Raw genomic sequence first — 22,115 nt, 5'->3', positions numbered from 1 at the left:
ATCAGGCCGCGCTGGCGCGCGCCTGCATACGCCACTCCCGGGGCGACTGCCCGGTGTGTGCCTTGAACGCCCGCGACAGGGCGGCCTCGCTGCCATAACCGACGTCGTCGGCGATCCGCTTCAAAGGCCGGCCTTGGCGCAGTGCCTGCTGGGCCAACCCCACGCGCCAGCCCTGCAGGTAGTGGCCCGGCGTGGTACCCATCGCCTCGCGGAAACTGGCCGCGAACACGCTGCGCGACATGCCCGCCACATCGGCCAGGTCTTCCAGCGTCCACGCCTGTGCGGGCGCTTCGTGCATCGCCACCAGCGCCAACCGCAGGCGTGGATGACCGAGCCCGGCGAACAGGCCACCGCGCATCTCGCCGCCTTCCATCAGCTGGCGCAGTACCTGGATCATCACCACCTCGAACAGCCGGTTGACCATTGCCGCCCGCCCGCAGCGCTGCTCGAAGGCCTCTTCGAACAGCAGCTCCAGCGCGGCATGGCCACCGTACAGATCGGCCAGCGGCAGGCAGATGAAATCGGGCAGCGCGGCGCTGATCGGATTGAGCCGCCCCCCTTCGAAATACAGGTTGGCGCAGGCCATGTCGGCGCCCTGCTGCGGGTCGGTGATGAACCGGTGCGGCATCGGCCGGGGGTACAGCAGCAGGCTGGGGGCGTCGACCTGCACCGTCTGCGGGCCATGGCTGACCTGCAGCGGCCCGCGCCGCACCAGATGCAGCTGGCCGGCCTCATCCTCGCCTTCCAGCGTGTTGATGCCGCACAACGCGCCGGCATGGAACACCGAGGCGGTGACCGAGAAGCGTTCGAGCAGGATGGCGAGGCGGTCGACCATGACAGGACTCCAGATCAAACGGAATTACTTCAATACGACAGATCGTATCGGATTCACCACGGCACTGGGCGAACCGGCCGGCGGCTCTACCTGAAAGTGCCGCGCCGGCTGCATGGCCGTGACGACCGCGCGACCGACCGGCACTTCCCTGCGGCAATGCAGCGCGCGCAACATTCCCGGGGCATCTATGCTCGGCGCCATTCCCGGATGGAACGACCACGATGCGCTGCTTGCTTCGTTGCGCCCTCGCTCTCGGCCTGCTGCTGCCGTCGACATCGTTGCTGGCCGCGCCAGCCACTGCACCACGCGCACTCAGTGGCGAACTGCAGGGAGCGCCGTGGCGCCTGGACGTGCCGGCCGGCTGGAACGGCGACCTGGTGATGCTGGCGCATGGCTATGAGCCGGTGGGCGTGCCGCGCACCACGCCGATGACCGCCAACGACAGCACCGCAACACTGCTGGCCGCCGGTTACGCAGTCGCGCAGAGCGCGTATTCCAGCCAGGGTTGGGCCGTAGCCGATGCGATCACCGACATGGAGCGCCTGCGCCGGCACGCGCTGGACGAAATCAAGCGCGTGCGCCACACCTGGCTGCTCGGGTTCTCGATGGGCGGCGCGGTGGCCATCGCCAGCCTCGAGCGGTATCCGCAGCACTACGCCGGGGGCGCCTCGCTATGCGGCGCCAACCTCAGTGGCGAGCAGATCGCCGCCGACCTGCTGACCACGCTGGTCGCGTTCGATTACTTCTTCCCCAACGCAGACAGCTTGCCGACCACCGGGCTGGCCTCGCCGGAAGCGGCCGCGCTGCCACAGGCAGCCCTGTATCAAGGCATTGCCAATGCGCTGCAGCGGAACCCGGAACATGCCGCCTTGCTGGCCAGGCAGTTGCAGGTCTCTACGGATGCACTGGCCGGTACGATCAGCCTGCACGCACTGGTCCTGCACGAACTGGCCACGCGCAGTGGCGGCATGCCGGTGGGCAACAGGGGCGTGATCTACCGCAGCTTCGGTGACGATACGGCGTTCAATGCCGGTGTACGGCGTGTCGACGCCGTGCCTGCCGCGCAGGCCGATGTCCGCAGGACACTGGCACTGAGCGGTGCATTGAAGCGACCGCTGGTGATCCAGTTCAACCACAACGATCCCACCATCGTGCCGCGCATGCAGTCGGTGTATCCGCAGCTGGCCGCGCGTGCTGGCGCACGGCCCTTGCCGCGTGTGTTGCCTGCGGCGGGCGACGGGCATTGCGGTTTCTCTGAAGCCGACGTGCTCGAGGCGTTGAAGGCTGCACAGCGGTGAGAACAACGCGTGTCGCGGTGCGTCAAGGCCGCTCTGGAAGGACTGCTATGGTAGCCCCGCCCATTGATGGGCAGACAAAGGACTGACGTGATGATCAAGACGACCTTGAAGACCGTGATGCTCCTTGGCATGGCCGTGACCGGCCTGGCCTTCGCCGCAGGACCCTGTGAATTCTGCAGCCAGCAGTACGAGTACTGTCTGCGCGCAAACTCAGGCCCACTGGCCAAGACACCCGCGGAGTGCCTGGCCCAGTACAAGATGTGCCGCGAAATGGATTGCCAGTCGTCCTGACCGGCATCCGGCCGGCTCCTGCGGGAGCCGGCGCCGCCCAGCGCGGTGCCGAACGCTTACGATGCAGAGACCGGCGGAGTTCCTGCTGCCTCCCTTCCCTGCTGAAGCAACACACCCGATGGCCTTCTTCGAACGACTGAGCGAGACCCGCTACCTGCCGACCGAACATACCGGCGGCGCCTGGAACATCCGCGAGCAGCACATCGCGCCGGCGATCGGCCTTCTCGCCCACCACCTGGAGCGTGATGCCGCGGCGCGTGGCCATGGCTTCCTGATCGCGCGCCTGTCCTACGACATCCTCGGCACCATTCCGATCGAAGCGATGGAGGCCGACGTACAAGTGCTGCGAGGTGGCCGCACCATCGAACTGGTCGAGGCCACGCTGCGGCATGACGATCGCCCGGCTCTGCGCGCGCGCGCCTGGTTGATGCGCCCGAACGACACTGCGACCATCGCCGGCACGCCGATTCCAGGCATTGCTCCACCGGAATCGATGCCGGCGTGGGACCCGGGCACGGTCTGGCCCGGCGGCTTCATCCAGAGCATCGAGATCCGTCGCCACGACCAGGGCCCCGGCCGCGCAACCTACTGGGCACGCGCAACACAGCCGCTGCTGGATAGCGAGACGGTCAGCCCATTGGCCCGCGCCGCGACGCTGTTCGACCTGTCCAACGGCATGGCGGTACGTGCCGATCCGAAGGAGGTGGCATTCCCGAACCTGGATCTCACCGCTCACCTGTTCGGCGTGCCCGAAGGCGAGTGGCTGGGCTTCGACACGTCGGTGTCGTTCGGCCGCCAGGGCATCGGCCTGACCAGCACCGTGCTGCATGATGCACGCGGCCCGATCGGAACACTCGGCCAGGCGCTGACGGTGCGCCCGTAAACGCAACGGGCGGCGTCAGCCGCCCAGCGTACCCATGGTGAAGGTGTAGCCCGAACTCATCAGGAACTCGCGCATGCGCATTTCCGCGCGGCGCGGTGAGGCCAGATTGGCCGGTGCATACAGCGCGTAGACCACGCCCGCGCCCTCGATGGCCTCGCGGCGCACGCCGCAGTGTCGGGTCTCCGAAGCGATCACCCATCCATCCTTCAACCGGTCGGGACCGATCGACTGGCCGTTCATCAGCCGGAACGTCAACCAGCGTACTTCCGCAGCGGATTTATTCATTGCCGGCGACCCGGCTGCGTATTGCGATTCATCGTGTCCTTGCTCGCCATTGCAGCTCCCTAAGACTTGGAACCCGACCATAGCGCCTCGCCATGTCGCGGGCGGATGAGACTGACCAGCGCCGCTCAGGTTGGCAGGCCAAACCGCTTCCACAGCGCCTCGCGCCCGGGCGGTGTCAGTCGCAGTTCGCGCCGGCCGTCCACGCGCCGCAGCCAATCATTCTTCACGAAGCTGTCCAGCATCGCCTCACCGACCAGCCCGGCCAGATGCGGGCGCCGCTCGGTGCAATCCAGGCAACCGCGGCAATAGCGTGCGGGCTTGCTAATTGCGGGGCGCTGCAGCACCTCGGCCAGCGGCTCGCCGAGCGCCTTCAGGAACTCGGCGCCCTCCAGAGTCACTTGCCAATAGCCAACACGCGGCAAAAGGTGCCCGGCCTGCAGCAGGCGATCGGTGATGGCCACGGCATGCACCCCCGCCAGATGCCGGTAGCACGAGCGCGCCTCGCGCAACGCCGGCATGCTGCGCGACGCAGCCGCGGTGCAGGACGGCGTGCGGTCGGCAACCCGCAGGATACCTTCCAGCATGTCCGCGACCTCGGTGGACGCCAGTCGATGGTAGCGGTGGCGGCCCTGCGGGATGGCGACCAGCAGATCGCCCTCGATCAGGCGACGCAGATGCGTGCTCGCCGTCTGCGGCGTCACCCCGGCCACACGTGCCAGTTCCATCGCGGTGTAGGCGCGGCCATCCATCAGCTGCAGCAGCATCGCGGCGCGTGCCTGGTCACCGACCAGGGCGCCGACACTGACAAGGGAACCGGAGGTGTGGACCATGCCGGCATTGTGGCATGCAAGGCCCGGCCGACAGTTCGATGCAGGCCGAAGCATTGCCGGCCGGCCTCAGCGCACAGTCACCACCCCGCTCTTCCGAGAACCGCAGTGACGAATCCTTCGATCCCGCGTCGGCGCATCACCCCTTCGGTCCTGTACCCGGGCACGCCGGTACTGCTGATGACCACGCTCAATCCAGACGGCAGCAGCAACATCAGCCCGCTCTCATCGTTCTGGGCACTGGGCAACCGGGTCGTGCTGGGGCTCGGCACGCAGGGCCAGGGTTATCGCAACCTGCAGCTGCGCAACGAGTGCGTGCTGAACTTTCCTTCCTCTGCACAGGCGGCCCAGGTCGAAGCCATCGCGCGCGCAACCGGACGCGATCCGGTGCCCGATGCCAAGCAGGCGATAGGCTATGTGCATGTACGCGACAAATTCGCGCTGGGCGGATTCAGCGCCGTGCCGTCCGCCCAGGTGGCACCTGCCACGATTGCCGAATGCCCGCTGCAGGTGGAAGTCACCGTGATGGCAATGCACGCACCCAGTGAGGACGATGGCCAGCACTTCGTGATTGCCGAGGGGCGGATCCGCTGCGTGCATGCCCATGAGGACATCACCCAGGCCGGCACGCAGCACATTGACGTGGCACGCTGGAAACCGCTGATCTATCTGTTCCGGCACTACCTGGGCGTCGGCGAACCCGTCGCGCGCAACTTCCGGGCGCAGACGCCGGAGCGGGCTCGGGCGTAGCGGGCAGATCAGCGCGAGGTCGCGGGCGTGTTGCTGAACGTGTCGCGCACCGAGCGCTCCCGCTCGCGGCGGGTCGCAGCGCACTGCTCGCGTGCGTTCGACATCTGGGTGTCTGCGGCAACCCGCTCCGCACTCATCGACTGCTGCAGGCTGGAGATCTGTGCGCGAATGCCGGAATCCTGGGTGGCACCGGCCAGTTGGGTGCCCGCCGTAGCCAGTTGCCGGTTCAGTTCAGCAATCTGGCGGCCCACCTGTTGGCTGCGTGACTCCAACGGGCCGTAGATGCGGGAGCGCTCGCCCTGCACGCAGTTGCGCTCGGCGATACCGGCGTCGGCGAGCGCGGTGTTCTGGTACACGGCGGCGCGGTTCGACGCCTCCCCCGCCGATTCGGTCGAGGGACGGGTGGAGCGCAGCTTCATGGGCTCAGCACCGGCGGCGCACGGATTCTGGCTGTACACCGTTTCCCCGGATGCGCCCTTGCATTTGTAGACCTGGGCCGAGGCCAGCGGCGCGCTACCCGCCATCAGGGCTACCGCAAGCAGAATTCCCTTCATCCCTCACCTCTCCCTGGTTCGCAATGGACCACCAGCGCACGATACGGCGGATCGGGGATGCCTGCACGTGCCGCCGGGCTGTCCTGGCATTTCGCAGGCCCCCTCGGCCGTCAGGCCAGTGCAATCCAGTACGACACCATGTCCACGTAGCGGCCATCGCGCTTCACCGCGCGCGGCTCGGTGCCGGATTCGATGAATCCCAACGACGCGTACAGTCCGCGCGCGGCGGTGTTGTCTGCCAGCACCGTGAGGGTGAGCGACTCGATGTCCTCCGCGCGTGCGGCGGCAAACGCACCAAGGAACAGCTGCCGGGCGATTCCCTGCCCACGATGGGCAGCGCCGACGTGCACGCTGTGGATCTCCGCCGTGTGCCGCCGTGACAAACGTACAGGTCGCACATAGCGCAGGAAGCCAACCAGCTGTGCCTGGTCAAAGGCGCCGAAGTAACGGGTATGGGCGTCATCGAGTTGAGTCTGCATCACCTGTGCGGTCTCACCGCTGGCCTCGGCCAGCGTGGAAAGGAACGCAGCGGGTGATTCACGCAGCGCCTGCAGGCGGGCCGCCCAGAGCGTGTCCGCGTCGTCGTGTTGCAGTGGCCGGATCAGCATCCCGCGTGCCTGTAGGCGTTCGTGCGCAGTGGCCAGCGTAGCAGTCCGACCTCAGCGACGTGCATGCACCCGGCGCAGTTCCAGCGCAGCGAAGGTGTACCAGCCGAACGCCGGCAGCAACGCGATGCGCTGGGTCAGGCCCCGGTACGGCGGCGGATCAAACCCGGACATCATCAGCCACAGGTAGGCCATGCCCAGCAGCGACGTCGCCGGCGCCACCCAGGCCATGCGCGGGGATGCGTCGGCACCGAGTGCCACCTAGAACAGCAGCGGGGTCAGGATCGAGAAGATGCCGATGGCATACAGGCCGTGCAATGGGCTGCCGGTGGTGAAGGCGCCGTTGCTGAACATGGCAGCGCCGAGCAGCACGGAGGTGAGCGCAGCAGGCTGCGAATCGCCGCCCCCGGGCAAGCAGCGCCAGGCTGAAGACGATGATGGCCGCTCCACTCAGCATCGGCGCGGCCTGCACCGCTCTGGCCGGCAGGCCCGGCATCAGGCCCAGTTCGCTCAGATGCTGTGACATGGAGTCGTAGCCAGGCACCGTGAACGCAAACCCGATCAGGGCCAGCATGGCGCCCAGCGGAAGGTACTGCGCTTGCCGGATCGCTGCGTCACGCGTGGAGCACACCGCCATGGGCCAGGGAACGCGGACGGTAGCAGCTGTACCTGTGCGGGTGCATATGCGGTTTGGCAGGGGCACTTCGCGAGGGGCTGCACAGAAAAGAAAAAGCCCTGACCGGAATCAGGGCTTTTCAATTGGAGGCCTCAAGCGGAATCGAACCGCTGTAAACGGATTTGCAATCCGGTGCATAGCCACTCTGCCATGAGGCCAACGTACTGCGCGCCAGGAACGAAGCCCTGACAAGACAAAACCCCAAGATGGGGCCTGTCGGAACATGGAGCGGGAAACGAGACTCGAACTCGCGACCTCAACCTTGGCAAGGTTGCGCTCTACCAACTGAGCTATTCCCGCGTAAGCCGACATGGTACCGGAAATCCGGGACACACACCAGCGATTTCACCTTTCTGACTGCGCGCAAAGCCTTGTGGCCCAACGTGCCCCGCCTTGCCGTGGCGGGAGAAAAACAAGGCCCCTACCGGGGCCCTGTAGAATCTGGAGCGGGAAACGAGACTCGAACTCGCGACCTCAACCTTGGCAAGGTTGCGCTCTACCAACTGAGCTATTCCCGCAGATTCTTCGACCTGCGTCGAAGGAGCGCTATTGTGTCCAAATTCCTTCACGCCGTCAACAGTCTTCACACGATGCGGTCACGGGCGTCCGCACTGGGGTACGCTGCTCCGCCCAGCTCCCTTCGGCCATGTTCCTTCGCGGCAAGCCCCTGTTGATCGCCCTGCTGCTGCACCTGCTGGTGGCACTGCTGTACTGGACGCTGATTCCGCTGGGGATGAACGCCTATCGCGACCATTTCGGATTCACCTCCCATCGCGACATCGGCCTGGGCATCGCCCAGTTCCACCTGTTCTGGATGTTCCTTGCCGCCCAGCCATTGATCGCTTTGCTGCGTCCACTGTTCGCGAAGCTGCTGGTGCTGGCGATCCCGCTGGCGTTCGCGACCTGGACACTGATGCACAACCATCCGCTGCGCCTGCTGTATTTGACCGTCGGGCCCGGCCTGCTGGCGCTGGCCGCCATCGCGGTAAGCCTGCGCTATTCGTCGCTCGGGACCTCACGCCCCACCACGGACATCGCCGATGCCTAGACGCTACGTCCGCCTGTTCTGGCTGCTGGTCTCGCTCACCTGGCTGGCGCTGATCGCCGCGCTGGTCAATGCCGGTTTTACCCCGGACTACTGGCTGCTGCATCGCCTCGAAGGCGTCGAGCCGCGCTACCCCACCAGCAGCGTCATCGTTTTCGCGTTGCTGGGAACGGTGGAGCTGGTGGTGGCCGCACTCATCGTGCGGCCCTGGAAGCTGAAGCGGCTGTGGCTGCGCCTGTTGATTGCGTTCGCGTTGTTGGTGGCGTGGTCGGTACCGTGGATGCTGTCGGCCATGCACCAGCCTCCGGTGCACGGCATGCATCTGCTGTGGTTGCTGCTGCTCGACGTGGGACTGCTGCTTGCACTGTGCGGGGTATCCGCAGTGAGTGCCTGGCGGGCGCTCAGGCACCGCGCGGAAGACGGCCCGGCCCCGCTGCAACGCTAGTATTACTTCCGGAACTCCACCCGCACATGCTGGCCGAAGCGCGCCTTGGCCGCGCCGTCGAACTCCAGCACGCACTCCACCACCTTGGCCACGCCGCGCCCTGCGTCTTCGGGCAAGCGTGCCTGCGCGAACACGGGGCTGATGCGCACCACGCGTGCGGACGGCAGCGTACTGGTGTTCTCGGCGCCATCACTGTCCTGCACCACGGTGGCCTTCATGCCCACCTGCACGGCATCGGCATAGGCAGCGCTCAGTTCGGCACGCACCTGCAGCGGGCGTGCCGGCAGCAGCGAGATCGCTGGCTTGCCCGCCTGCACGAAGGCACCAAGGCCCGGTACCTGGCCGACTACAGTGCCGGCTTCCGGTGCACTCAGTGACATCTGCTGCAGTTTCAGTCTGGCGTGTTCCAGCTTGTGCTGGGCCATGTCGACCTGCGCGCCAGCCACGTCGACGTCGGCACGCACGCCGGCCAGCTGCTGCTTGGCCGCATCGGCCTGCTGATTGGACGACACGCCTTCGCTGGCGCCGGTGGACAGGCGGGCAGCATTGCGCTCCAGTTCGCGCAGCTGCGCCTGGCTGCCTTTCAGGCGATCGTTGGCGAGGGCCAGATCGGCGGTGGCCATTGCCACCTCCTGCTGCAGCAGCGCACCGTCCAGCGACAGCAGCAGCTGCCCCTTCTTCACCGTGGCGCCCTCCTTCACCGGCGCGGCGGTGATCGATCCATCCACCGGCGGCGCCAATGCGATCAGCCCGCCCTCGACATCGATGATGCCGCGCGCCACCGCGACCTTGCCGGCGGTGGCAGCGCTTGCTTTACCTGCAGGTGCCTGGGCGGGCGCGTCCCTGGAACAGGCGCCAAGCAGCAATGCCGCGGACAGGGCCAGGCTGAGGGGGAGCAGGTGCGACGTCTTGGTCATGGGGCGGACTCTACAGTTTCGTTCTGGCGGCGGTCATCACGGACCATGCCGTCTTCCATGGCGATCACCCGATCGGCATGCCGGATCAGGCGCGGATCGTGGCTCACGCACAGCACGGTGGCGCCATGCGCGCGTGCATAGCGATGCAGGATGTCGATCACGCGCTGGCCGTTCTCGGCGTCCAGCGCGCTGGTGGGTTCATCGGCGAAGATCAGCGTCGGTGATTTGGCGAAGGCGCGGGCGACGGCAACGCGCTGCTTCTCGCCGCCGGACAGCTGCGCCGGGCGCATATGGCTGCGATGGCTCAAGCCGACTTCTTCCAGCGCCCTGCGGGCCAGCGGCTCGCTTTCGCGATTGCTCATGCCACGGTAGCCCAGCGGCAGCTGCACCTGTTCAAGCGCGGTCAGTGCAGGGAACAGGTTGAAGCCCTGGAACACAAAACCAACGTGGTGCAGGCGGAAACGCTCGACCTCGCTGCGGGTCATGTGGCCCACATCCTGGCCCAGCGCATGCACGCGGCCACCATCCGGTGAAGACAGGCCAGACAGCAGCGACAACAGCGTGCTCTTGCCGCAGCCCGACGGCCCCGACACCAGGGTCAGCTCGCCGGGGTAGATGTCCAGCGACAGGCCGCGCAGCACGGGCACCTGCACATCGCCGGACATGAAACCCTTTTCCAGTGCGTCGGCCTGCAGGGTCGGGGCGACGGCGGGTGTGGAAGTCATCGGCCGGTCCTCAACGCAGCAGCAACGATGGATCGGAGCGGACCACGCTGCGGACCGCCATGATGCTGGACAGCATGGCCATCACCGCGACCAGTGCCACGCAGCCGATGATGACCATCGGCGTCAGCTGTACCGGCACACGCTGGGTCTGCGCGATCAACAGCACGACGGTGCTGAACGCCGCCGCCAGCAACATGCCGACGCCGCCGATCAGCAGCGCCTGCTCGAACACCACCCGCGCCAGCGCATAGCGGCCCGCGCCGAGCGCATTGAGCGTGGCGTATTCGCGAACCGAGCCGGCCACTACCGAAGCAAACGACTGGTTGGTGATCACCGCGCCGACGAAGCAGACGATGACCGCCATGAACAACACCGCGATGCCGGCACCGGTATCGAACAACCAGTACTGCTGCGAGCGACTGGCAAACTCGGGCGCCGTCCAGAACTCGACCGGCGTCGCCTGGCCCATCGACGCGGCCAGACGATCGCGCACGCGGTCGGCCAGCTCCGGCGAACGCAGGCCCGCCACGAAATAGGTACTGCCTTCATGCGGGTCGGTACCGGCGATGGCACGCGCGGTATCCAGCGACGCCAGCACGTTGACACCGCCAAGGCCGCGCAGCCCCGGTTGTGCGGCGACCACACGCACCGCCTTGCCGTTGATCCAGGCACGGTTGTTCTGCAGGTCCACACCCAGCGTATCCAGATCGGCACTGTCGACGATCACCGCGCCCGGCTCGCGCAGCTGCGCGCGCAGGTCGGCCGGCAGGATGCGCGCGAACATCATCGCGTCATCCTGGGTGGAGATACCGGACAGGTACACCGAGACGTTGCCGGTGCCCTGCGCGCCGGAGCGCCATTCGCCATCGACCCATTCGTAGGGTTCGACACGGGTCACATCCGGGTCCATGCGTAAGTGGCTTTCCACATCCGTGCTGATCGCGTGGCCATAGTTGACGCTCTGGGTGCCGGGAAAACCGGCCCAGATATCGGCCGAGGATGCCTTCACGTAGATCGCGGCGGTACCGAAGATGCCCAGCACCAGCGCCGCCTGCACGATCAGCAGCACACCGGCGAAGCACATCGCCAGCACCACCGGCAGGAACCGGCGCCACTCGTAGGCCAGGGTCTTGCGGGCCAGTGCGATCATTGCGACTCGCCCTCAGCCTCGACCGGCAGCGGCGCGCCGCCCAAGGCGCGGTACAGCGAGGCGAATGCCAGCACACGCGCACCCTGCGCACCGATCAGATCGGCCTGCGAGGACAACGCAGCGCGCTGCGTGTCGAGGCCATCGAATTCGCTGGACAGGCCCAACTGCACCTGCCGCACCTGGCGCTTGACCTGCTGGCCGGCAGCATCATTGGCCGCACGCAGCGACTGGATGCTGCTGTCCTGGCGTGCCAGGCTGCCCAGTGCGCCCTCCACTTCGCTCACACCTTCCAGCACCGCCTTGCGGTAGCCGAGCAGCGCGGCATCCAGCTGCTTCTCATCGGCATGGAAGCGTGCGCGGCGCTGGCCCCAGTCCCACAGCGGAATATCGATGTACGGGCCGATCGAGGGACTGGAGTCGGAATTGGAGCGGGCGTTCTGGGTGAGGTTGTAGGCGTACAGGATCGAACCGCCGAGGCTGACCCGCGGATACATCGCCGCACGTGCGGAACCCTTGCTCGCCGCAGCCTGCATCACTTCCGATTCGGCCAGCAGGATCTGCGGGCGGTGGCGAAGCAGATCGGCCGGCACCTGCTGCAGCGAGAATGCGCCCAGCGTCGGTGGCGTGCGATAGGCATGCCAGGCCGGGTCCGGGCCATCGCGGCCCAGCAGCAGGGCCAACGCGCGGGCGGCATTGTCCGCATTCTCGCGGGCCTGCGCCGTGGCTGCCCGCGTGGCTGCCTGGCGGGCCCGCAGCCGATCAAGTTCGCCCGGTTCATCCAGGCGCAGGCGCTGGCGCACCCGGGCCAACTGCTCGCCGCGATCATCCACCGCCTGTTGCCGGGCCAGCAGGTCCTGCTGGGCTTGGGCCACGGTCAGATCCAGGTAGCTGCGCACCACGTCGGCAATGACCGCAACCTGCGCGGCATTGCGCAGCGCCCCGGCATTGCCGGCCGAGGCCTGCGCGCTCAGCTGCGCACTCTCGGCCGCGCCGAACAGGCCCAGGTCCCAGATCGCTTCAATGCCCGCATGGAAATAGGTGTCGACCGCGGCGGCGTCCTGCACCTGCTTGGCGCTGGCCGAGATTTCCGGCAGGAAGCGCGAGTCCGAAGTACCGGCGACAATCCGCACGGCCTGCAGGCGCAGCGTGGCCTGCTGCAGGTCGAGGTTGCCGGTGATGGCCTGATCGACCAGTCCATCCAGCGCCGGGTCGGCCAGCACCTTCCACCATTGCCTGGCGTCCACCGCCACGCCCTGCCCCTGCGGCACCTGGGTCCAGGCGCTGGGCGTGCGGTCGGGCAGGTCCGGCACCGGCACCGACATGCAACCCGCCAGGGCCAGGCTGGCCAGCAGTGCGCCGGGGCGCAGCACCGCCTGCAGGGAGAATCCGCGCCCGGTCCTGGGCACTGCCACTGGAGTGATACGCCTGACCACCAGCCCGCCAACGTGTAGAAGGAGCATGAAGGCTACCGTGCGATTGTGGAGCGAACATGGAGAAATGGTCCGAAAAACGTCACAACACGCGTGCGGTTCAGGCAACGCTGGCGTTGGCCTTTCGCCAGCCTTTCACCACATGGGACGCGCAGAACGCTGGTGCAGATTCCAAGCCATTGAACCCTGCTGCCGCCCAGCCCCGAGCCTTGCACCCGCGATCGTCCCCACGACCGCACGCCCCGCCATTCCGATTGCGACACTGATGTCGGGATCACCCCGCAGGCGCACTGATACCACGCCTTTCATGAAGATGCCGTGGCGTGACTGTAGCGACTGCAGCGGCCGGCATCATGACAAACGAAAAAACGCCCCCTTGCGGGAGCGTTTCTACTGAATCTGGAGCGGGAAACGAGACTCGAACTCGCGACCTCAACCTTGGCAAGGTTGCGCTCTACCAACTGAGCTATTCCCGCAGATTTCGTTCGACCTGCGTCGAAGGAGCGCTATTGTGTCGATATTGCTGCACGGCGTCAACAGGAATTTTCACCTCATATGTGGGGTCGCACTCGGGCGTCACGGCCCGCTCCCTTCACATGCGAAGACCTCGACGGTGGAAGTAGATCTGCTCGGCGATGCGCCGTGTAACCGCCGTATGCAGCAATGCGTTGAGCGGCCAATCGGCCTGCAGGTGATCCATCGCCCAGCGCAGCAGGCGCTTGCCGCGGAAGGCCGGCGCCGCCTGCCGCGCCACCCGCTCCGGCTGCGGGCCACTGCCCCGCAGGTGCCGACCGATGGCATCGCCCACGGCCCAACCGTGCCGCCATGAGGAATGGATGCCGCCGGCCGAGAGCGGCGAGACGATGCCCGCGGCGTCGCCGGTCAGGATCAGGCGAGGGCCCGTGATCGGGCCTTCCGGCCGGCCGCACGGCACCAGGCCGGCGCGGGTCGCCGAGGGACTCGCTGATTGCGGAATGCCGACCACATCGCGCACGTGGCTGATGAACCCGTCGATGTCCGGCGCCCGCACCCGTTGCGGATCATGACGCAGCGCCAACCCGACCTGCAGGCCCGTCGGATTCTGTGCGACCCAGCCGATGTAGCCCGGTGCGAAGCGCTTGCTGATGAAGCAATGCAATGCATCGCCCTGCGGCAATTGCAGGCCAGCGAACTCGCGCTCGACGCCGTACAGGTTGTCACGCACCTGGCCGAGGCCGGTGCGCTGGGCCACGCGCGAACGCGCGCCATCGGCACCGACCAGATAGGCGCAGCGCCCCGCACCCTCCACCTGCCAGCCGTCGCCACTGCGACGGGCATCGATGAAGGACTGTTGCAGTCGCAGGTCCACGCCGTTCGCACGCAGCTCGCTGGCCAGCCAGCGCATCAGGTTCGGCGTATCGGTGGTGAGGAAGTAATAGCCCGGTGCAGTCAGCAGCACGCTGCGCAGGTTCGGCGCATACAGGCGCACATTCGCAACGCGTTGCACAAGGTGTTCGGGCATGCGACCCAGCCAGGTCTGCTCCATCGCTTCCTTCACCACGATGCCGGTGGTGTGCAGGCGTTCGCCGGGATCGGCTTTGCGTTCGAGCACGCAGACGCGCAGGCCGTACTGGGCAGCAGCCAGTGCGCAGGCGGCACCGGCGAAACTGGCGCCGACGATGACCACGTCATGGTCGTAGGCGGAGGGGATGTGGGGCATCGCTGCATCACCGGCTGGAAACGAGGGATACAGCTTCAGTCCAGCGCATGGTGGGACGATGGGATGACGGTGAAGTGGGGATGAAGCGATGCCCTGCACGTGTTGCGCCGGAAGAGCAACGCTCCCTTCGGGGAGCGTTGCCTGCAGAGCGTCCTGGCGCTATCAGGCGACCACGATCCTGAGCGGGTCGGCCAATGCCAGGATCTCCGCACGCTCACCACTGGGCGGATAGATCCATTCGGTGTTGATGCGGGTCTTCAGCGCCTTGGCTTCCGCACCGGACAGCACGACCTGGCGGTCCCAGCCCTCGGTGTAGACGGCGCCCCACGGCCCCAGGTCCAGGCAGGTCACGTACTTGGGCTGCGCATACGGAATCATCGCTTCCCCGATCAGATCAGCTGCAACGTTGTGGCCAGCCGAGCGTCCCAGGTTCATCGCGTGCTGGCAGGACATCATCGCTACGTTGCCCTCGTCGTCCGTGGCGGCGTGCGCGCAGTCACCCGTGGCGAACACCGCGTCGACACCCGTCGCCTTGAGGGTGCGATCCACGTGCAGGCGACCCACGGCGTCGTGCTGGCCGGGGATCTGCCCGGTCAAGGCGCTGGCGCGTGCACCGGCCGTCCAGATGACGGTCGCGGCGTCGATGCGTTCACCGTTCTCGAGGGTCACGCCATCGGCATCCACGTGGGCCACGCCCGAACCCAGCCGCCACGACACGCCCAGCTCGGTCAGGGCCTGGGTGATGACCGGGCGCGGGCCTTCACCGAGGTCAGGGCCCAGCGCATCGGCGCGCTCGACCATGATGACGTTCACCGCGGCATCGGCACCGAGTATGTCGCGCAGGCGCGCCGGCATTTCGGCTGCGGTTTCGATGCCGGTGAAGCCGGCGCCTGCGATCACCACCGTGTTGCGTCCTGCGCTTTCCGGCCGGCCGGCAAGACGCTGCAGATGCGCCTGCAGTCGTGCCGCGTCGGCGATCTGATCGACATTGAAGGCGTGCTGCTGCAGGCCGGGAATCGGCGGGCAGTTCAGGCGACTTCCAGCGGCCAGCACCAGGCGATCGTAGTGCAATGCCTGCGTTGCGGCATCGGCTCCCACGCCCACCACCTGTACCTGCCGGTTGGCGACATCGATGTGTTCGACGCGGCCGGCAAGATAGCGCACGCCAACGGCATCGAAGATGGCCCGCAGCGGTGCCGCCATGCGCTCCGGCCCCTTTTCGTAGAGGCGTGGGCGCACATGCAGCTCAGGGGACGGCGCGACCAGCACGATCTCCACATCATGACGCGCAGCCTGATCGAGAAGACGGGCGGCGGCCAGCGCGCTCCACATGCCGGCAAAGCCGGCGCCGATGACAACAATGCGTTTGGACACGGAAGTAGATCCTTCAGGGGACATGAGATTCAGGCGCCCCTCCGCACGCGGACGGCAGGGGCGAGAGTGATGTGCTGCGCCGGCACGCCGCATAACGCGGATCATATTAGTCCGCGTTATGTGAGGCAAGCGACTGATGGCGGATGGTTCAGGCCAGCAGTCCCTGCCCCGCACACCCTCACGGCCACAACGCCAATGAAATCAAGGCCCTGGATCAGGTGCTCCGCGCTTGCAGCGGGTAACTCAGGCCCCTATAGTCCGCGTTACATTTTTCTGGACCCGCCCCATGGCCCACATCGGAACGGGCGTCGAGTACGCCCTGCACTGCCTGCTCTGGCTGGTCCCGCCGCTGGAACAGCGGCCCAGCAGCCGCGACCTGGCCGAACTGCAGGGCGTGCCGGCAGCCTTCATGGCGAAGATCTTTCCGAAGCTGGAGAAGGCGGGCATCGTCGAGTCCACTGGCGGCATCCGCGGCGGCTACCAGCTGGCGCGTGCGCCCGAGGACATCAGCGTGCTGGATGTGGTCGACGCCGTTGAGGGACAGAAGGCATTGTTTGATTGCCAGGAGATCCGCGGGCGCTGCGCGCTGTTCGATGGCAGTCCACCGCGCTGGGCCAACCGCGGCGTGTGCGGCATCCACGCGGTGATGATCAATGCGCAGAAGGCCATGCGCGAAGAACTGGCGCGTTCCAGTCTGGCGTCGATTGCCGAAGGTGTGCAGGGCAAGGGGCGCCCGGCGAGTTTTGCAGGCGATGTGCAGGAGTGGTTTTCCGACCGCCAGGTGGCACGCGAGGAAGCGCGCATCACCGGCATGCGTGCGCGCACGTCGACGCAGGACGATGACTGATCACGGTGGCGCGCACGCAAACGAAAAACGCCCCCTTGCGGGAGCGTTCTTCTTGAATCTGGAGCGGGAAACGAGACTCGAACTCGCGACCTCAACCTTGGCAAGGTTGCGCTCTACCAACTGAGCTATTCCCGCTTGGGAGGCGAAATTCTACCTGTTCCAGGAATGGCGTCAAGCGGTTTTTTCAGGCGTATGCGAGGCACCTGGCATTGCCTATCTACGCATGGCATGGATGCATGCATTTCCAGTAGATCCACGCCATGCGTGGATGTCGCGCCCGATCAACCGTTGCCCAGCTTCTTCTGCCGCGAACGCTCGCGCGCAGCGCGCTCGTCCTCGCGCAGGCTCGGCCAGGCGGCGTGCAGGTACTGCAGGCCCGACCACAGGGTCAGCACGGCGGCAATCGCCAGGGTCCAATCGCCGATATGGAACACCGGCCAGCCCATCCAGATGTCCTGCACAGGTACGTTCGGCGCCACTGAATACAGCAGGCACAGCAGCGCGACCATCTGCGCGGTGGTCTTGACCTTGCCGATCATCGCCACGCGTACCTTGGCACGCTGGCCCAGTTCAGCCATCCACTCGCGCAGCGCCGACACCGCGATCTCACGGCCGACGATCACCGCCGCCCAGAACGCCATCCACGGCGTCGGATGACCCTGCACGATCAGGAACAGCGCCACTGCCACCATCAGCTTGTCCGCGACCGGGTCCAGGAACGCGCCGAACGCCGACTCCAGCTGGTAGCGGCGTGCGATCCAGCCATCGAGCCAGTCGGTGATCGCGGCCAGGCCGAAGATCGCCGCCGAAGCGAAGTTGGTCCAGGTGTAGGGCAGGTAGAACACCAGCACCAGCACCGGGATCATCACGATCCGCAACAACGTCAGCCAGGTGGGGAGGGTCAACTTCATGGCGTGCGTGCTTCTCTCTCTACTCGGCCGCATCGGGCGTGGCCAACCCGTGCAGGTTAGCGTAGATACGTGCCGCGAGGGCGTCATTGATGCCTTCCACCTTGGCGATTTCCGCTTCGCCAGCGGCTTTCAGGCCGACAAGACCACCGAAATGCTTGAGCAGGCTGGCACGGCGGCGCGGCCCGATACCGGGGATGTCCTCCAGCTTGCTGGTCATCCGCGCCTTCTGCCGGCGGCCGCGGTGGCCGGTGATGGCGAAGCGGTGCGCCTCGTCGCGCACCTGCTGGATGAACTGCAGCGCGGGATTGGCCGCGCCCGGGCGCAGTTCGCGGCCGTCGGGCATCACCAGCGCTTCATGGCCGGCGCGGCGTTCCACGCCCTTGGCCACGCCTACCAGCAGCACGCCTTCCACGCCCAGGTCAGCCAGCGCGGCCTGGGCCTGTGCCAACTGGCCGGCGCCACCGTCGATCAGCAGCACGTCCGGCAACACGCCCTGCTCTTCCACGGCACGGCGGAAACGGCGGTCGATGGCCTGGCGCATGGCGGCGTAGTCATCCCCCGGCTCGATACCGCTGATGTTGAAGCGGCGGTACTGCGCGCGCACCGGGCCGGCGGCGTCGAACACCACGCATGAGGCCACGGTGGCTTCGCCGAGGGTATGGCTGATGTCGAAGCACTCCACCCGCTTGACCGGCTCGGCCAGGCCCAGCATGTCGCGCAGCGCATCGCTGCGTGCGTGCTGTGCGTTGCGGCTGTTGAGTTCGGTGGCCAGGGTCAGCTGCGCGTTGCGGCTGGCCAGTTCCACATAGCCGGCACGCTCGCCACGCACGTTCCACTTCAGCTGCACCTTGCGCTCGGCCGAGGCCGACAGCGCGGCGACCAGCAGGTCGGCATCGGGAATCTCGCGATCCAGCAGGATCTCGCGCGGCGGCTCGAATTCGATGTAGTACTGCGAGACGAACGCGGCCAGCACTTCCTCGGGACTTTCCTCGCCATTGGTGCGCGGGAAGAACGGACGGGTGCCCAGGTTGCGCCCATCACGGAACGCCAGCAGCAGCACACAGGCCTGCGAGCCCTGCATGGCCACCGCCAGCACGTCCAGGTCGGCGGCGCGGCCATCCACGTACTGACGGGTCTGCATGCTGCGCAGCGAGGAAATCAGATCGCGCAGGCGCGCGGCCTGCTCGAATTCCAACGCCTCGCTGGCCGCCTGCATCTGCTCGCCCAGCTCGCGGGTCAGCTCGTCGCTCTTGCCTTCCAGGAACAGCGCGGCACGACGCACCGACTCGGCATATTCGCCGGGCGCCACCAGCTCCACGCAGGGCGCACTGCAGCGGCCGATCTGGTACTGCAGGCACGGCCGCGAACGATTGCGGAACACGCTGTCCTCGCAGCTGCGCAGCTTGAACAGCTTGTGCATCAGGTTCAGCGTCTCGCGCACTGCGGTGACGCCCGGATACGGCCCGAAATAGCGGCCGGGAATGGCACGTGGACCGCGATGCAGCGCGATGCGCGGCCAGTCCTCACGGGTCAGCAGCACATGGGGATAGGTCTTGTCGTCGCGCAGCGAGACGTTGTAGCGCGGCGACAACGACTTGATCAGCTGGTTTTCCAGCAGAAGCGCCTCGGCTTCCGAGCGCGTGACAGTGACGTCCATGCGCGCGATCTGCGAGATCATCGACATGATCCGCGCGTTCTTCGGGCTGCCGTTGAAATAGCTGCCGACGCGGTTGCGCAGTGCACGCGCCTTGCCCACGTACAGCAACGTGTCGTCGGCCGCGTACATGCGGTACACGCCGGGCGCGGTGCTGAGATGGGCCGCAAAGGCCTTGCCGTCGAAGGCCGGGGCGGGAACGTCGGTCATTCGCTGATCGGCACTTCGCTGAGCACGCCACTGTCAGGGTCCAGGCGCAGTACGGCGTGGGCGTCGGTCTCGGCGATCCACACCGCGCCTGCGCCCACGGCCAGCCCGGCCGGGCCCTGCAGGCGACGCGGTAGCGGCTGGGTGGTAAGTTCGCCACCGCCCAGGCGAAGCGTGCGCAGGCGGCCGTTGCCGGAATCGGCGATCCACAGCAGTGGAGCGTCCGGACTCAAGGCGATCGCCTGCGGGAACTGCAGGCGGGCCTGCGCGCGCGGGCCATCCTCATTGCCGAAGCGCCAGGGCCCCTGCCCGACCAGCGTCTGCACCAGATCGCCGCGCAGCTGCAGCGCACGGATCGAAGAACCCAGCGCGTCGGCCACGTACAGCACCTGCTGCACTACGGCCAGCGCGGTGGGCTGGGCGAAGGCGGCCAGGTGGCCACTGCCGTCACGCTCATCGATGGCACCGCTGCCAGCGCGCCATTGCAGGCTGCGCTGGCCCAGGTGATAGCTCCAGATGCGGTTGTCGCCGGCCATGGCGATATGCAGCTGGTTGTCGGCGATGGCCAGGCCGATCGGATGGTCCAGCGATACCTGCCGCGCCTGCGCAACCGGGCCCTCTACCGGCGCGCCGGGGCGGCCATTGCCGCACAGCGTGTCGACGATGCCGGTGAGCAGGTTGATGCGTCGCACCGCATGGTTACCCGTATCGGCCACGTACAGCGCGTCGCGTTCAAGGACCAGCGCCTGCGGTCGATGGAACGCCGCCTCGGCAAGGTTGCCATCCATGAAATCGGCGGTGCCCAGCCCGAACTGGCGCAGGATGCGGCCACCATGGCTGCATTCGAGGATGCGGTGATGGCCGCTGTCGGCGATGTACAGGCGCTCGGTGCTGACGGCCAGCCCCAACGGAAAACGCAGGGCCTGGCGCGGCTCCGGATGCAGTTCGCTGCCTCCCCGCGGCGGCGCCGAAGGGGCGCCCTGGCACAGCGCGTTCAAGGCACGCTCAAGCTCACCGGGCGCGCCCTGCCCGACCAGCCGTTGCTGCTCGCGGCCCTGCGCGTCCAGCAGCACCATCGTTGGCCAGGCGTTGATGCCGAAGCGACGCCAGCCATCCCAGTCGGCATCCAGCAGCACCGGCATCGTCAGGCCCTGCCGGCGCAGCAGCTTCAGTGCGGCCCCCGGGTCGCGCTCGAAATCAAAGCGCGGCACCTGCAGCACCAGCGGCTGCAGCTTGCCCGGGTGGCGTGACAGCCACTGGCCGAACTCGGCCAGCCGCTGCGCGCTCCAGGCGGAGGCGGCGTTGACGAACAACAGCGCCACCGGCCGACCGCGCAGTTCGGTCAGGGTGCAGGGGGTGGCGTTGAGCCAGGTGGCGAACTCGGGCAGGTCCGGGACGGGCTGGACGTTCATGGCCCGATTATGCCGGAGTCGGCGTCATGCAACAGTCGTGCCACGACACGTTCTGCAGCAGTGTCGACCAGCGTCCAGACCTGTCGAAGTGATCGTTGCCGCCGGTGTAGGGATCCGGGATCGCCACCCGCCCCTCTCCGCCCGACCACGGCAGGTACAGCGCCAGCTGCTCGCGCTGGGCGGGTGCAGCCAGGCGACCGGCATCACGCAGATTGGCTTCGTCGGCGCACAGGATCCAGTCGAAGCGGTCGAAATCCGCAGCCTGCAACTGGCGCGCGCGCAGGCCACCGATGTCCACGCCGTGCCCGGCCGCGCAGGCGATCGCGCGCCGGTCCGGTGGCTCACCGACGTGCCAGTCACCGGTGCCGGCCGAGTCGACCTGCACCCGGCCGGCCAGCGGCGAGGCGTCCAGGCGTGCGCGCAGCGCACCCTCGGCCATCGGCGAACGGCAGATGTTGCCGAGGCAGACGACCAGCAGTCTCATCGCGCGGCCATTGCCTGCAGCAGCGCTTCGGCGCGCTCGAGGTCCTCGGGGGTATCGATGCCCGGCGGGAACGGTTCCGGCGAGATCGCCACGCTGATCGGATAGCCGGCCTCCAGCACCCGCAGCTGTTCCAGCGACTCGACCTGCTCCAGCTGGCCCGGCGGCATCGCCGCGAACTGCTGCAGGAAGCCGGCGCGATACCCATAGATGCCGATATGGCGCAGCCAGGCATGGCCTTCCGGCAGGGTGTCGCGGCTGCGGGCGAAGCCATCGCGGTGCCAGGCGATCGGCGCACGGCTGAAGTACATCGCCTCGTTGCGCACGTTGCGCACCAGCTTGACCACGTTCGGGTCGAACAGGGTGTGCGCGTCCTCGACGGTGGTGGCCAGGGTCGACATCGGCGCATTGCCGCCGACCAGCGCGTCGGCCACTGCCCGGATGCCGGCCGCAGGCGCGAACGGTTCATCGCCCTGCAGGTTCACCACCACGGTGTCGTTCGCCCAACCGGCAATACGCGCGCACTCGGCCAGGCGGTCGGTGCCGGACGCGTGCGACGTCGCGGTCATCGCCACCTTCACTTCGGCCAGCCCGGACAGCGTGTCGGCAATGCGCTGATCGTCGGTGGCGACCCATACCTCGCCAGCGCCCGCCTGCAGCGCGCGGCGCGCCACGTGCAGGACCAGCGGCTCACCGCCCAGCAGGCGCAGCGGCTTGCCCGGCAGCCGCGATGCGGCGTAGCGGGCCGGGATGGCGACGACGAATTCGGTCATGCGGGCGGTACTCGGCAGGCTCGTTGCAACAGGAATGCGGC

23 protein-coding genes, 5 tRNA genes and 1 pseudogene are annotated in these 22,115 nt (G+C 67.2%); 7 read left to right on the top strand and 22 right to left on the bottom strand.

Annotated features, from left to right (window positions below; all coding sequences use genetic code 11):
• Position 1: 1 nt before the first annotated feature.
• The gene (locus tag N440_RS05155) at positions 2 to 835 is read right to left on the bottom strand and encodes an AraC family transcriptional regulator (RefSeq protein ID WP_133934311.1); all 834 of its coding nucleotides are present in this window, start codon (positions 833 to 835) and stop codon (positions 2 to 4) included.
• Positions 836 to 1,056: 221 nt separating this feature from the next.
• Here N440_RS05155 and N440_RS05150 point away from each other — a divergent pair, with 221 nt between their 5' ends.
• From N440_RS05150 to N440_RS05140, 3 genes are all read left to right on the top strand, one after another.
• On the top strand, positions 1,057 to 2,133 hold the full coding sequence (locus tag N440_RS05150; RefSeq protein ID WP_133934310.1) for a hypothetical protein: 1,077 nt from the start codon (positions 1,057 to 1,059) through the stop codon (positions 2,131 to 2,133).
• A gap of 90 nt (positions 2,134 to 2,223) precedes the next feature.
• Complete coding sequence (locus N440_RS05145; protein ID WP_040008088.1) at positions 2,224 to 2,424, top strand: hypothetical protein; 201 nt, start codon at positions 2,224 to 2,226, stop codon at positions 2,422 to 2,424.
• Between the two features lie 118 nt (positions 2,425 to 2,542).
• Positions 2,543 to 3,307 carry a thioesterase family protein gene (locus tag N440_RS05140; RefSeq protein WP_133934309.1) on the top strand — a complete coding sequence of 255 codons (765 nt, stop codon included), beginning with the start codon at positions 2,543 to 2,545 and terminating at the stop codon, positions 3,305 to 3,307.
• A gap of 15 nt (positions 3,308 to 3,322) precedes the next feature.
• On the opposite strand, the gene N440_RS05135 is transcribed toward N440_RS05140, so the two are convergent.
• Together N440_RS05135 and N440_RS05130 are read right to left on the bottom strand one after the other, a co-directional pair.
• Positions 3,323 to 3,592 carry a hypothetical protein gene (locus N440_RS05135; RefSeq protein ID WP_133934308.1) on the bottom strand — a complete coding sequence of 90 codons (270 nt, stop codon included), beginning with the start codon at positions 3,590 to 3,592 and terminating at the stop codon, positions 3,323 to 3,325.
• A gap of 125 nt (positions 3,593 to 3,717) precedes the next feature.
• Positions 3,718 to 4,422 (bottom strand): winged helix-turn-helix domain-containing protein, encoded by a 705-nt coding sequence (locus N440_RS05130; protein WP_133934307.1) that lies wholly within the window; start codon positions 4,420 to 4,422, stop codon positions 3,718 to 3,720.
• Between the two features lie 105 nt (positions 4,423 to 4,527).
• Between N440_RS05130 and N440_RS05125 the strand changes: the two genes are divergently transcribed.
• A complete protein-coding gene (locus N440_RS05125) occupies positions 4,528 to 5,169 on the top strand; it encodes a flavin reductase (protein WP_133934306.1) in 642 nt (213 codons plus the stop codon).
• Between the two features lie 8 nt (positions 5,170 to 5,177).
• Here the strand turns inward: N440_RS05125 and N440_RS05120 are convergent, their stop codons facing one another.
• The 6 genes from N440_RS05120 to N440_RS05100 all read right to left on the bottom strand — a co-directional run bounded on the left by N440_RS05120 (position 5,178) and on the right by N440_RS05100 (position 7,522).
• Complete coding sequence (locus N440_RS05120; protein ID WP_133934305.1) at positions 5,178 to 5,723, bottom strand: DUF4124 domain-containing protein; 546 nt, start codon at positions 5,721 to 5,723, stop codon at positions 5,178 to 5,180.
• Between the two features lie 110 nt (positions 5,724 to 5,833).
• The gene (locus tag N440_RS05115) at positions 5,834 to 6,331 is read right to left on the bottom strand and encodes a GNAT family N-acetyltransferase (RefSeq protein ID WP_133934304.1); all 498 of its coding nucleotides are present in this window, start codon (positions 6,329 to 6,331) and stop codon (positions 5,834 to 5,836) included.
• Between the two features lie 51 nt (positions 6,332 to 6,382).
• Positions 6,383 to 6,559, bottom strand: coding sequence for a hypothetical protein (locus N440_RS20320; protein ID WP_166671535.1), 177 nt, complete (start codon positions 6,557 to 6,559; stop codon positions 6,383 to 6,385).
• Between the two features lie 529 nt (positions 6,560 to 7,088).
• A tRNA-Cys gene (locus tag N440_RS05110) sits at positions 7,089 to 7,162 on the bottom strand.
• Between the two features lie 66 nt (positions 7,163 to 7,228).
• Positions 7,229 to 7,304 (bottom strand) — tRNA-Gly (locus N440_RS05105).
• Between the two features lie 142 nt (positions 7,305 to 7,446).
• Positions 7,447 to 7,522: transfer RNA gene (locus tag N440_RS05100), tRNA-Gly, on the bottom strand.
• Between the two features lie 128 nt (positions 7,523 to 7,650).
• Between N440_RS05100 and N440_RS05095 the strand changes: the two genes are divergently transcribed.
• Both N440_RS05095 and N440_RS05090 read left to right on the top strand, forming a co-directional pair.
• Positions 7,651 to 8,052, top strand: a complete 402-nt coding sequence (locus N440_RS05095; RefSeq protein WP_133934303.1) for a hypothetical protein — start codon at positions 7,651 to 7,653, stop codon at positions 8,050 to 8,052.
• Entirely contained in the window at positions 8,045 to 8,494 is a 450-nt protein-coding gene (locus N440_RS05090; RefSeq protein WP_049456508.1) for a hypothetical protein, read from the top strand. The genes N440_RS05095 and N440_RS05090 overlap by 8 nt, the downstream gene beginning before the upstream one ends.
• A 2-nt stretch (positions 8,495 to 8,496) precedes the next feature.
• On the opposite strand, the gene N440_RS05085 is transcribed toward N440_RS05090, so the two are convergent.
• From N440_RS05085 to N440_RS05055, 7 genes are all read right to left on the bottom strand, one after another.
• Positions 8,497 to 9,411, bottom strand: coding sequence for an HlyD family efflux transporter periplasmic adaptor subunit (locus tag N440_RS05085; protein WP_133934302.1), 915 nt, complete (start codon positions 9,409 to 9,411; stop codon positions 8,497 to 8,499).
• Entirely contained in the window at positions 9,408 to 10,136 is a 729-nt protein-coding gene (locus N440_RS05080) for an ABC transporter ATP-binding protein (protein WP_049456510.1), read from the bottom strand. The genes N440_RS05085 and N440_RS05080 overlap by 4 nt, the downstream gene beginning before the upstream one ends.
• A 10-nt stretch (positions 10,137 to 10,146) precedes the next feature.
• Entirely contained in the window at positions 10,147 to 11,286 is a 1,140-nt protein-coding gene (locus N440_RS05075) for an ABC transporter permease (protein WP_133934301.1), read from the bottom strand.
• Positions 11,283 to 12,746, bottom strand: a complete 1,464-nt coding sequence (locus N440_RS05070) for a TolC family protein (protein ID WP_133934300.1) — start codon at positions 12,744 to 12,746, stop codon at positions 11,283 to 11,285. Before N440_RS05070 ends, N440_RS05075 begins: the two co-directional genes overlap by 4 nt.
• Positions 12,747 to 13,116: 370 nt before the next feature.
• Positions 13,117 to 13,192 (bottom strand) — tRNA-Gly (locus tag N440_RS05065).
• 116 nt (positions 13,193 to 13,308) lie between these two features.
• Positions 13,309 to 14,415 carry an NAD(P)/FAD-dependent oxidoreductase gene (locus tag N440_RS05060; protein WP_133934299.1) on the bottom strand — a complete coding sequence of 369 codons (1,107 nt, stop codon included), beginning with the start codon at positions 14,413 to 14,415 and terminating at the stop codon, positions 13,309 to 13,311.
• Positions 14,416 to 14,577: 162 nt separating this feature from the next.
• Positions 14,578 to 15,789 carry an NAD(P)/FAD-dependent oxidoreductase gene (locus N440_RS05055; protein ID WP_133934298.1) on the bottom strand — a complete coding sequence of 404 codons (1,212 nt, stop codon included), beginning with the start codon at positions 15,787 to 15,789 and terminating at the stop codon, positions 14,578 to 14,580.
• 286 nt (positions 15,790 to 16,075) lie between these two features.
• On the opposite strand from N440_RS05055, the gene N440_RS05050 reads away from it, so the two are divergent.
• Positions 16,076 to 16,636: an Rrf2 family transcriptional regulator gene (locus N440_RS05050; protein WP_133934297.1), complete on the top strand. Its 561-nt coding sequence runs from the start codon at positions 16,076 to 16,078 to the stop codon at positions 16,634 to 16,636.
• 59 nt (positions 16,637 to 16,695) lie between these two features.
• On the opposite strand, the gene N440_RS05045 is transcribed toward N440_RS05050, so the two are convergent.
• From N440_RS05045 to kdsB, 6 genes and pseudogenes are all read right to left on the bottom strand, one after another.
• A tRNA-Gly gene (locus N440_RS05045) sits at positions 16,696 to 16,771 on the bottom strand.
• Between the two features lie 146 nt (positions 16,772 to 16,917).
• Positions 16,918 to 17,547, bottom strand: coding sequence for a CDP-diacylglycerol--glycerol-3-phosphate 3-phosphatidyltransferase (gene pgsA / locus N440_RS05040; protein WP_040008180.1), 630 nt, complete (start codon positions 17,545 to 17,547; stop codon positions 16,918 to 16,920).
• Between the two features lie 19 nt (positions 17,548 to 17,566).
• Positions 17,567 to 19,411 carry an excinuclease ABC subunit UvrC gene (gene uvrC, locus N440_RS05035; protein ID WP_133934296.1) on the bottom strand — a complete coding sequence of 615 codons (1,845 nt, stop codon included), beginning with the start codon at positions 19,409 to 19,411 and terminating at the stop codon, positions 17,567 to 17,569.
• Positions 19,408 to 20,820 carry a hypothetical protein gene (locus N440_RS05030; RefSeq protein ID WP_133934295.1) on the bottom strand — a complete coding sequence of 471 codons (1,413 nt, stop codon included), beginning with the start codon at positions 20,818 to 20,820 and terminating at the stop codon, positions 19,408 to 19,410. The genes uvrC and N440_RS05030 overlap by 4 nt, the downstream gene beginning before the upstream one ends.
• Positions 20,817 to 21,304 (bottom strand): annotated as a pseudogene (locus N440_RS05025) (low molecular weight protein-tyrosine-phosphatase). Before N440_RS05025 ends, N440_RS05030 begins: the two are co-directional and overlap by 4 nt.
• The gene (gene kdsB, locus N440_RS05020) at positions 21,301 to 22,074 is read right to left on the bottom strand and encodes a 3-deoxy-manno-octulosonate cytidylyltransferase (RefSeq protein ID WP_133934294.1); all 774 of its coding nucleotides are present in this window, start codon (positions 22,072 to 22,074) and stop codon (positions 21,301 to 21,303) included. Before kdsB ends, N440_RS05025 begins: the two are co-directional and overlap by 4 nt.
• Positions 22,075 to 22,115 lie beyond the last annotated feature (41 nt).

Origin of the sequence: Stenotrophomonas sp. CC22-02 (assembly GCF_004365115.1) — a bacterium.
In the GTDB taxonomy this organism is placed as follows: domain Bacteria; phylum Pseudomonadota; class Gammaproteobacteria; order Xanthomonadales; family Xanthomonadaceae; genus Stenotrophomonas; species Stenotrophomonas forensis.
This window is presented reverse-complemented; position numbering and strand designations above follow the sequence as displayed.

Excerpts from the sequence above, each read along its gene's own strand:
- N440_RS05155 (WP_133934311.1), bottom strand. The coding sequence starts at position 835 with ATGGTCGACCGCCTCGCCATCCTGCTCGAACGCTTCTCGGTCACCGCC.
- N440_RS05150 (WP_133934310.1), top strand. The coding sequence starts at position 1,057 with ATGCGCTGCTTGCTTCGTTGCGCCCTCGCTCTCGGCCTGCTGCTGCCG.
- N440_RS05145 (WP_040008088.1), top strand. The coding sequence starts at position 2,224 with ATGATCAAGACGACCTTGAAGACCGTGATGCTCCTTGGCATGGCCGTG.
- N440_RS05140 (WP_133934309.1), top strand. The coding sequence starts at position 2,543 with ATGGCCTTCTTCGAACGACTGAGCGAGACCCGCTACCTGCCGACCGAA.
- N440_RS05135 (WP_133934308.1), bottom strand. The coding sequence starts at position 3,592 with ATGAATAAATCCGCTGCGGAAGTACGCTGGTTGACGTTCCGGCTGATG.
- N440_RS05130 (WP_133934307.1), bottom strand. The coding sequence starts at position 4,422 with ATGGTCCACACCTCCGGTTCCCTTGTCAGTGTCGGCGCCCTGGTCGGT.
- N440_RS05120 (WP_133934305.1), bottom strand. The coding sequence starts at position 5,723 with ATGAAGGGAATTCTGCTTGCGGTAGCCCTGATGGCGGGTAGCGCGCCG.
- N440_RS05115 (WP_133934304.1), bottom strand. The coding sequence starts at position 6,331 with ATGCTGATCCGGCCACTGCAACACGACGACGCGGACACGCTCTGGGCG.
- N440_RS20320 (WP_166671535.1), bottom strand. The coding sequence starts at position 6,559 with ATGGCCTGGGTGGCGCCGGCGACGTCGCTGCTGGGCATGGCCTACCTG.
- N440_RS05095 (WP_133934303.1), top strand. The coding sequence starts at position 7,651 with ATGTTCCTTCGCGGCAAGCCCCTGTTGATCGCCCTGCTGCTGCACCTG.
- N440_RS05090 (WP_049456508.1), top strand. The coding sequence starts at position 8,045 with ATGCCTAGACGCTACGTCCGCCTGTTCTGGCTGCTGGTCTCGCTCACC.
- N440_RS05085 (WP_133934302.1), bottom strand. The coding sequence starts at position 9,411 with ATGACCAAGACGTCGCACCTGCTCCCCCTCAGCCTGGCCCTGTCCGCG.
- N440_RS05080 (WP_049456510.1), bottom strand. The coding sequence starts at position 10,136 with ATGACTTCCACACCCGCCGTCGCCCCGACCCTGCAGGCCGACGCACTG.
- N440_RS05075 (WP_133934301.1), bottom strand. The coding sequence starts at position 11,286 with ATGATCGCACTGGCCCGCAAGACCCTGGCCTACGAGTGGCGCCGGTTC.
- N440_RS05070 (WP_133934300.1), bottom strand. The coding sequence starts at position 12,746 with ATGCTCCTTCTACACGTTGGCGGGCTGGTGGTCAGGCGTATCACTCCA.
- N440_RS05060 (WP_133934299.1), bottom strand. The coding sequence starts at position 14,415 with ATGCCCCACATCCCCTCCGCCTACGACCATGACGTGGTCATCGTCGGC.
- N440_RS05050 (WP_133934297.1), top strand. The coding sequence starts at position 16,076 with ATGGCCCACATCGGAACGGGCGTCGAGTACGCCCTGCACTGCCTGCTC.
- pgsA (WP_040008180.1), bottom strand. The coding sequence starts at position 17,547 with ATGAAGTTGACCCTCCCCACCTGGCTGACGTTGTTGCGGATCGTGATG.
- uvrC (WP_133934296.1), bottom strand. The coding sequence starts at position 19,411 with ATGACCGACGTTCCCGCCCCGGCCTTCGACGGCAAGGCCTTTGCGGCC.
- N440_RS05030 (WP_133934295.1), bottom strand. The coding sequence starts at position 20,820 with ATGAACGTCCAGCCCGTCCCGGACCTGCCCGAGTTCGCCACCTGGCTC.
- kdsB (WP_133934294.1), bottom strand. The coding sequence starts at position 22,074 with ATGACCGAATTCGTCGTCGCCATCCCGGCCCGCTACGCCGCATCGCGG.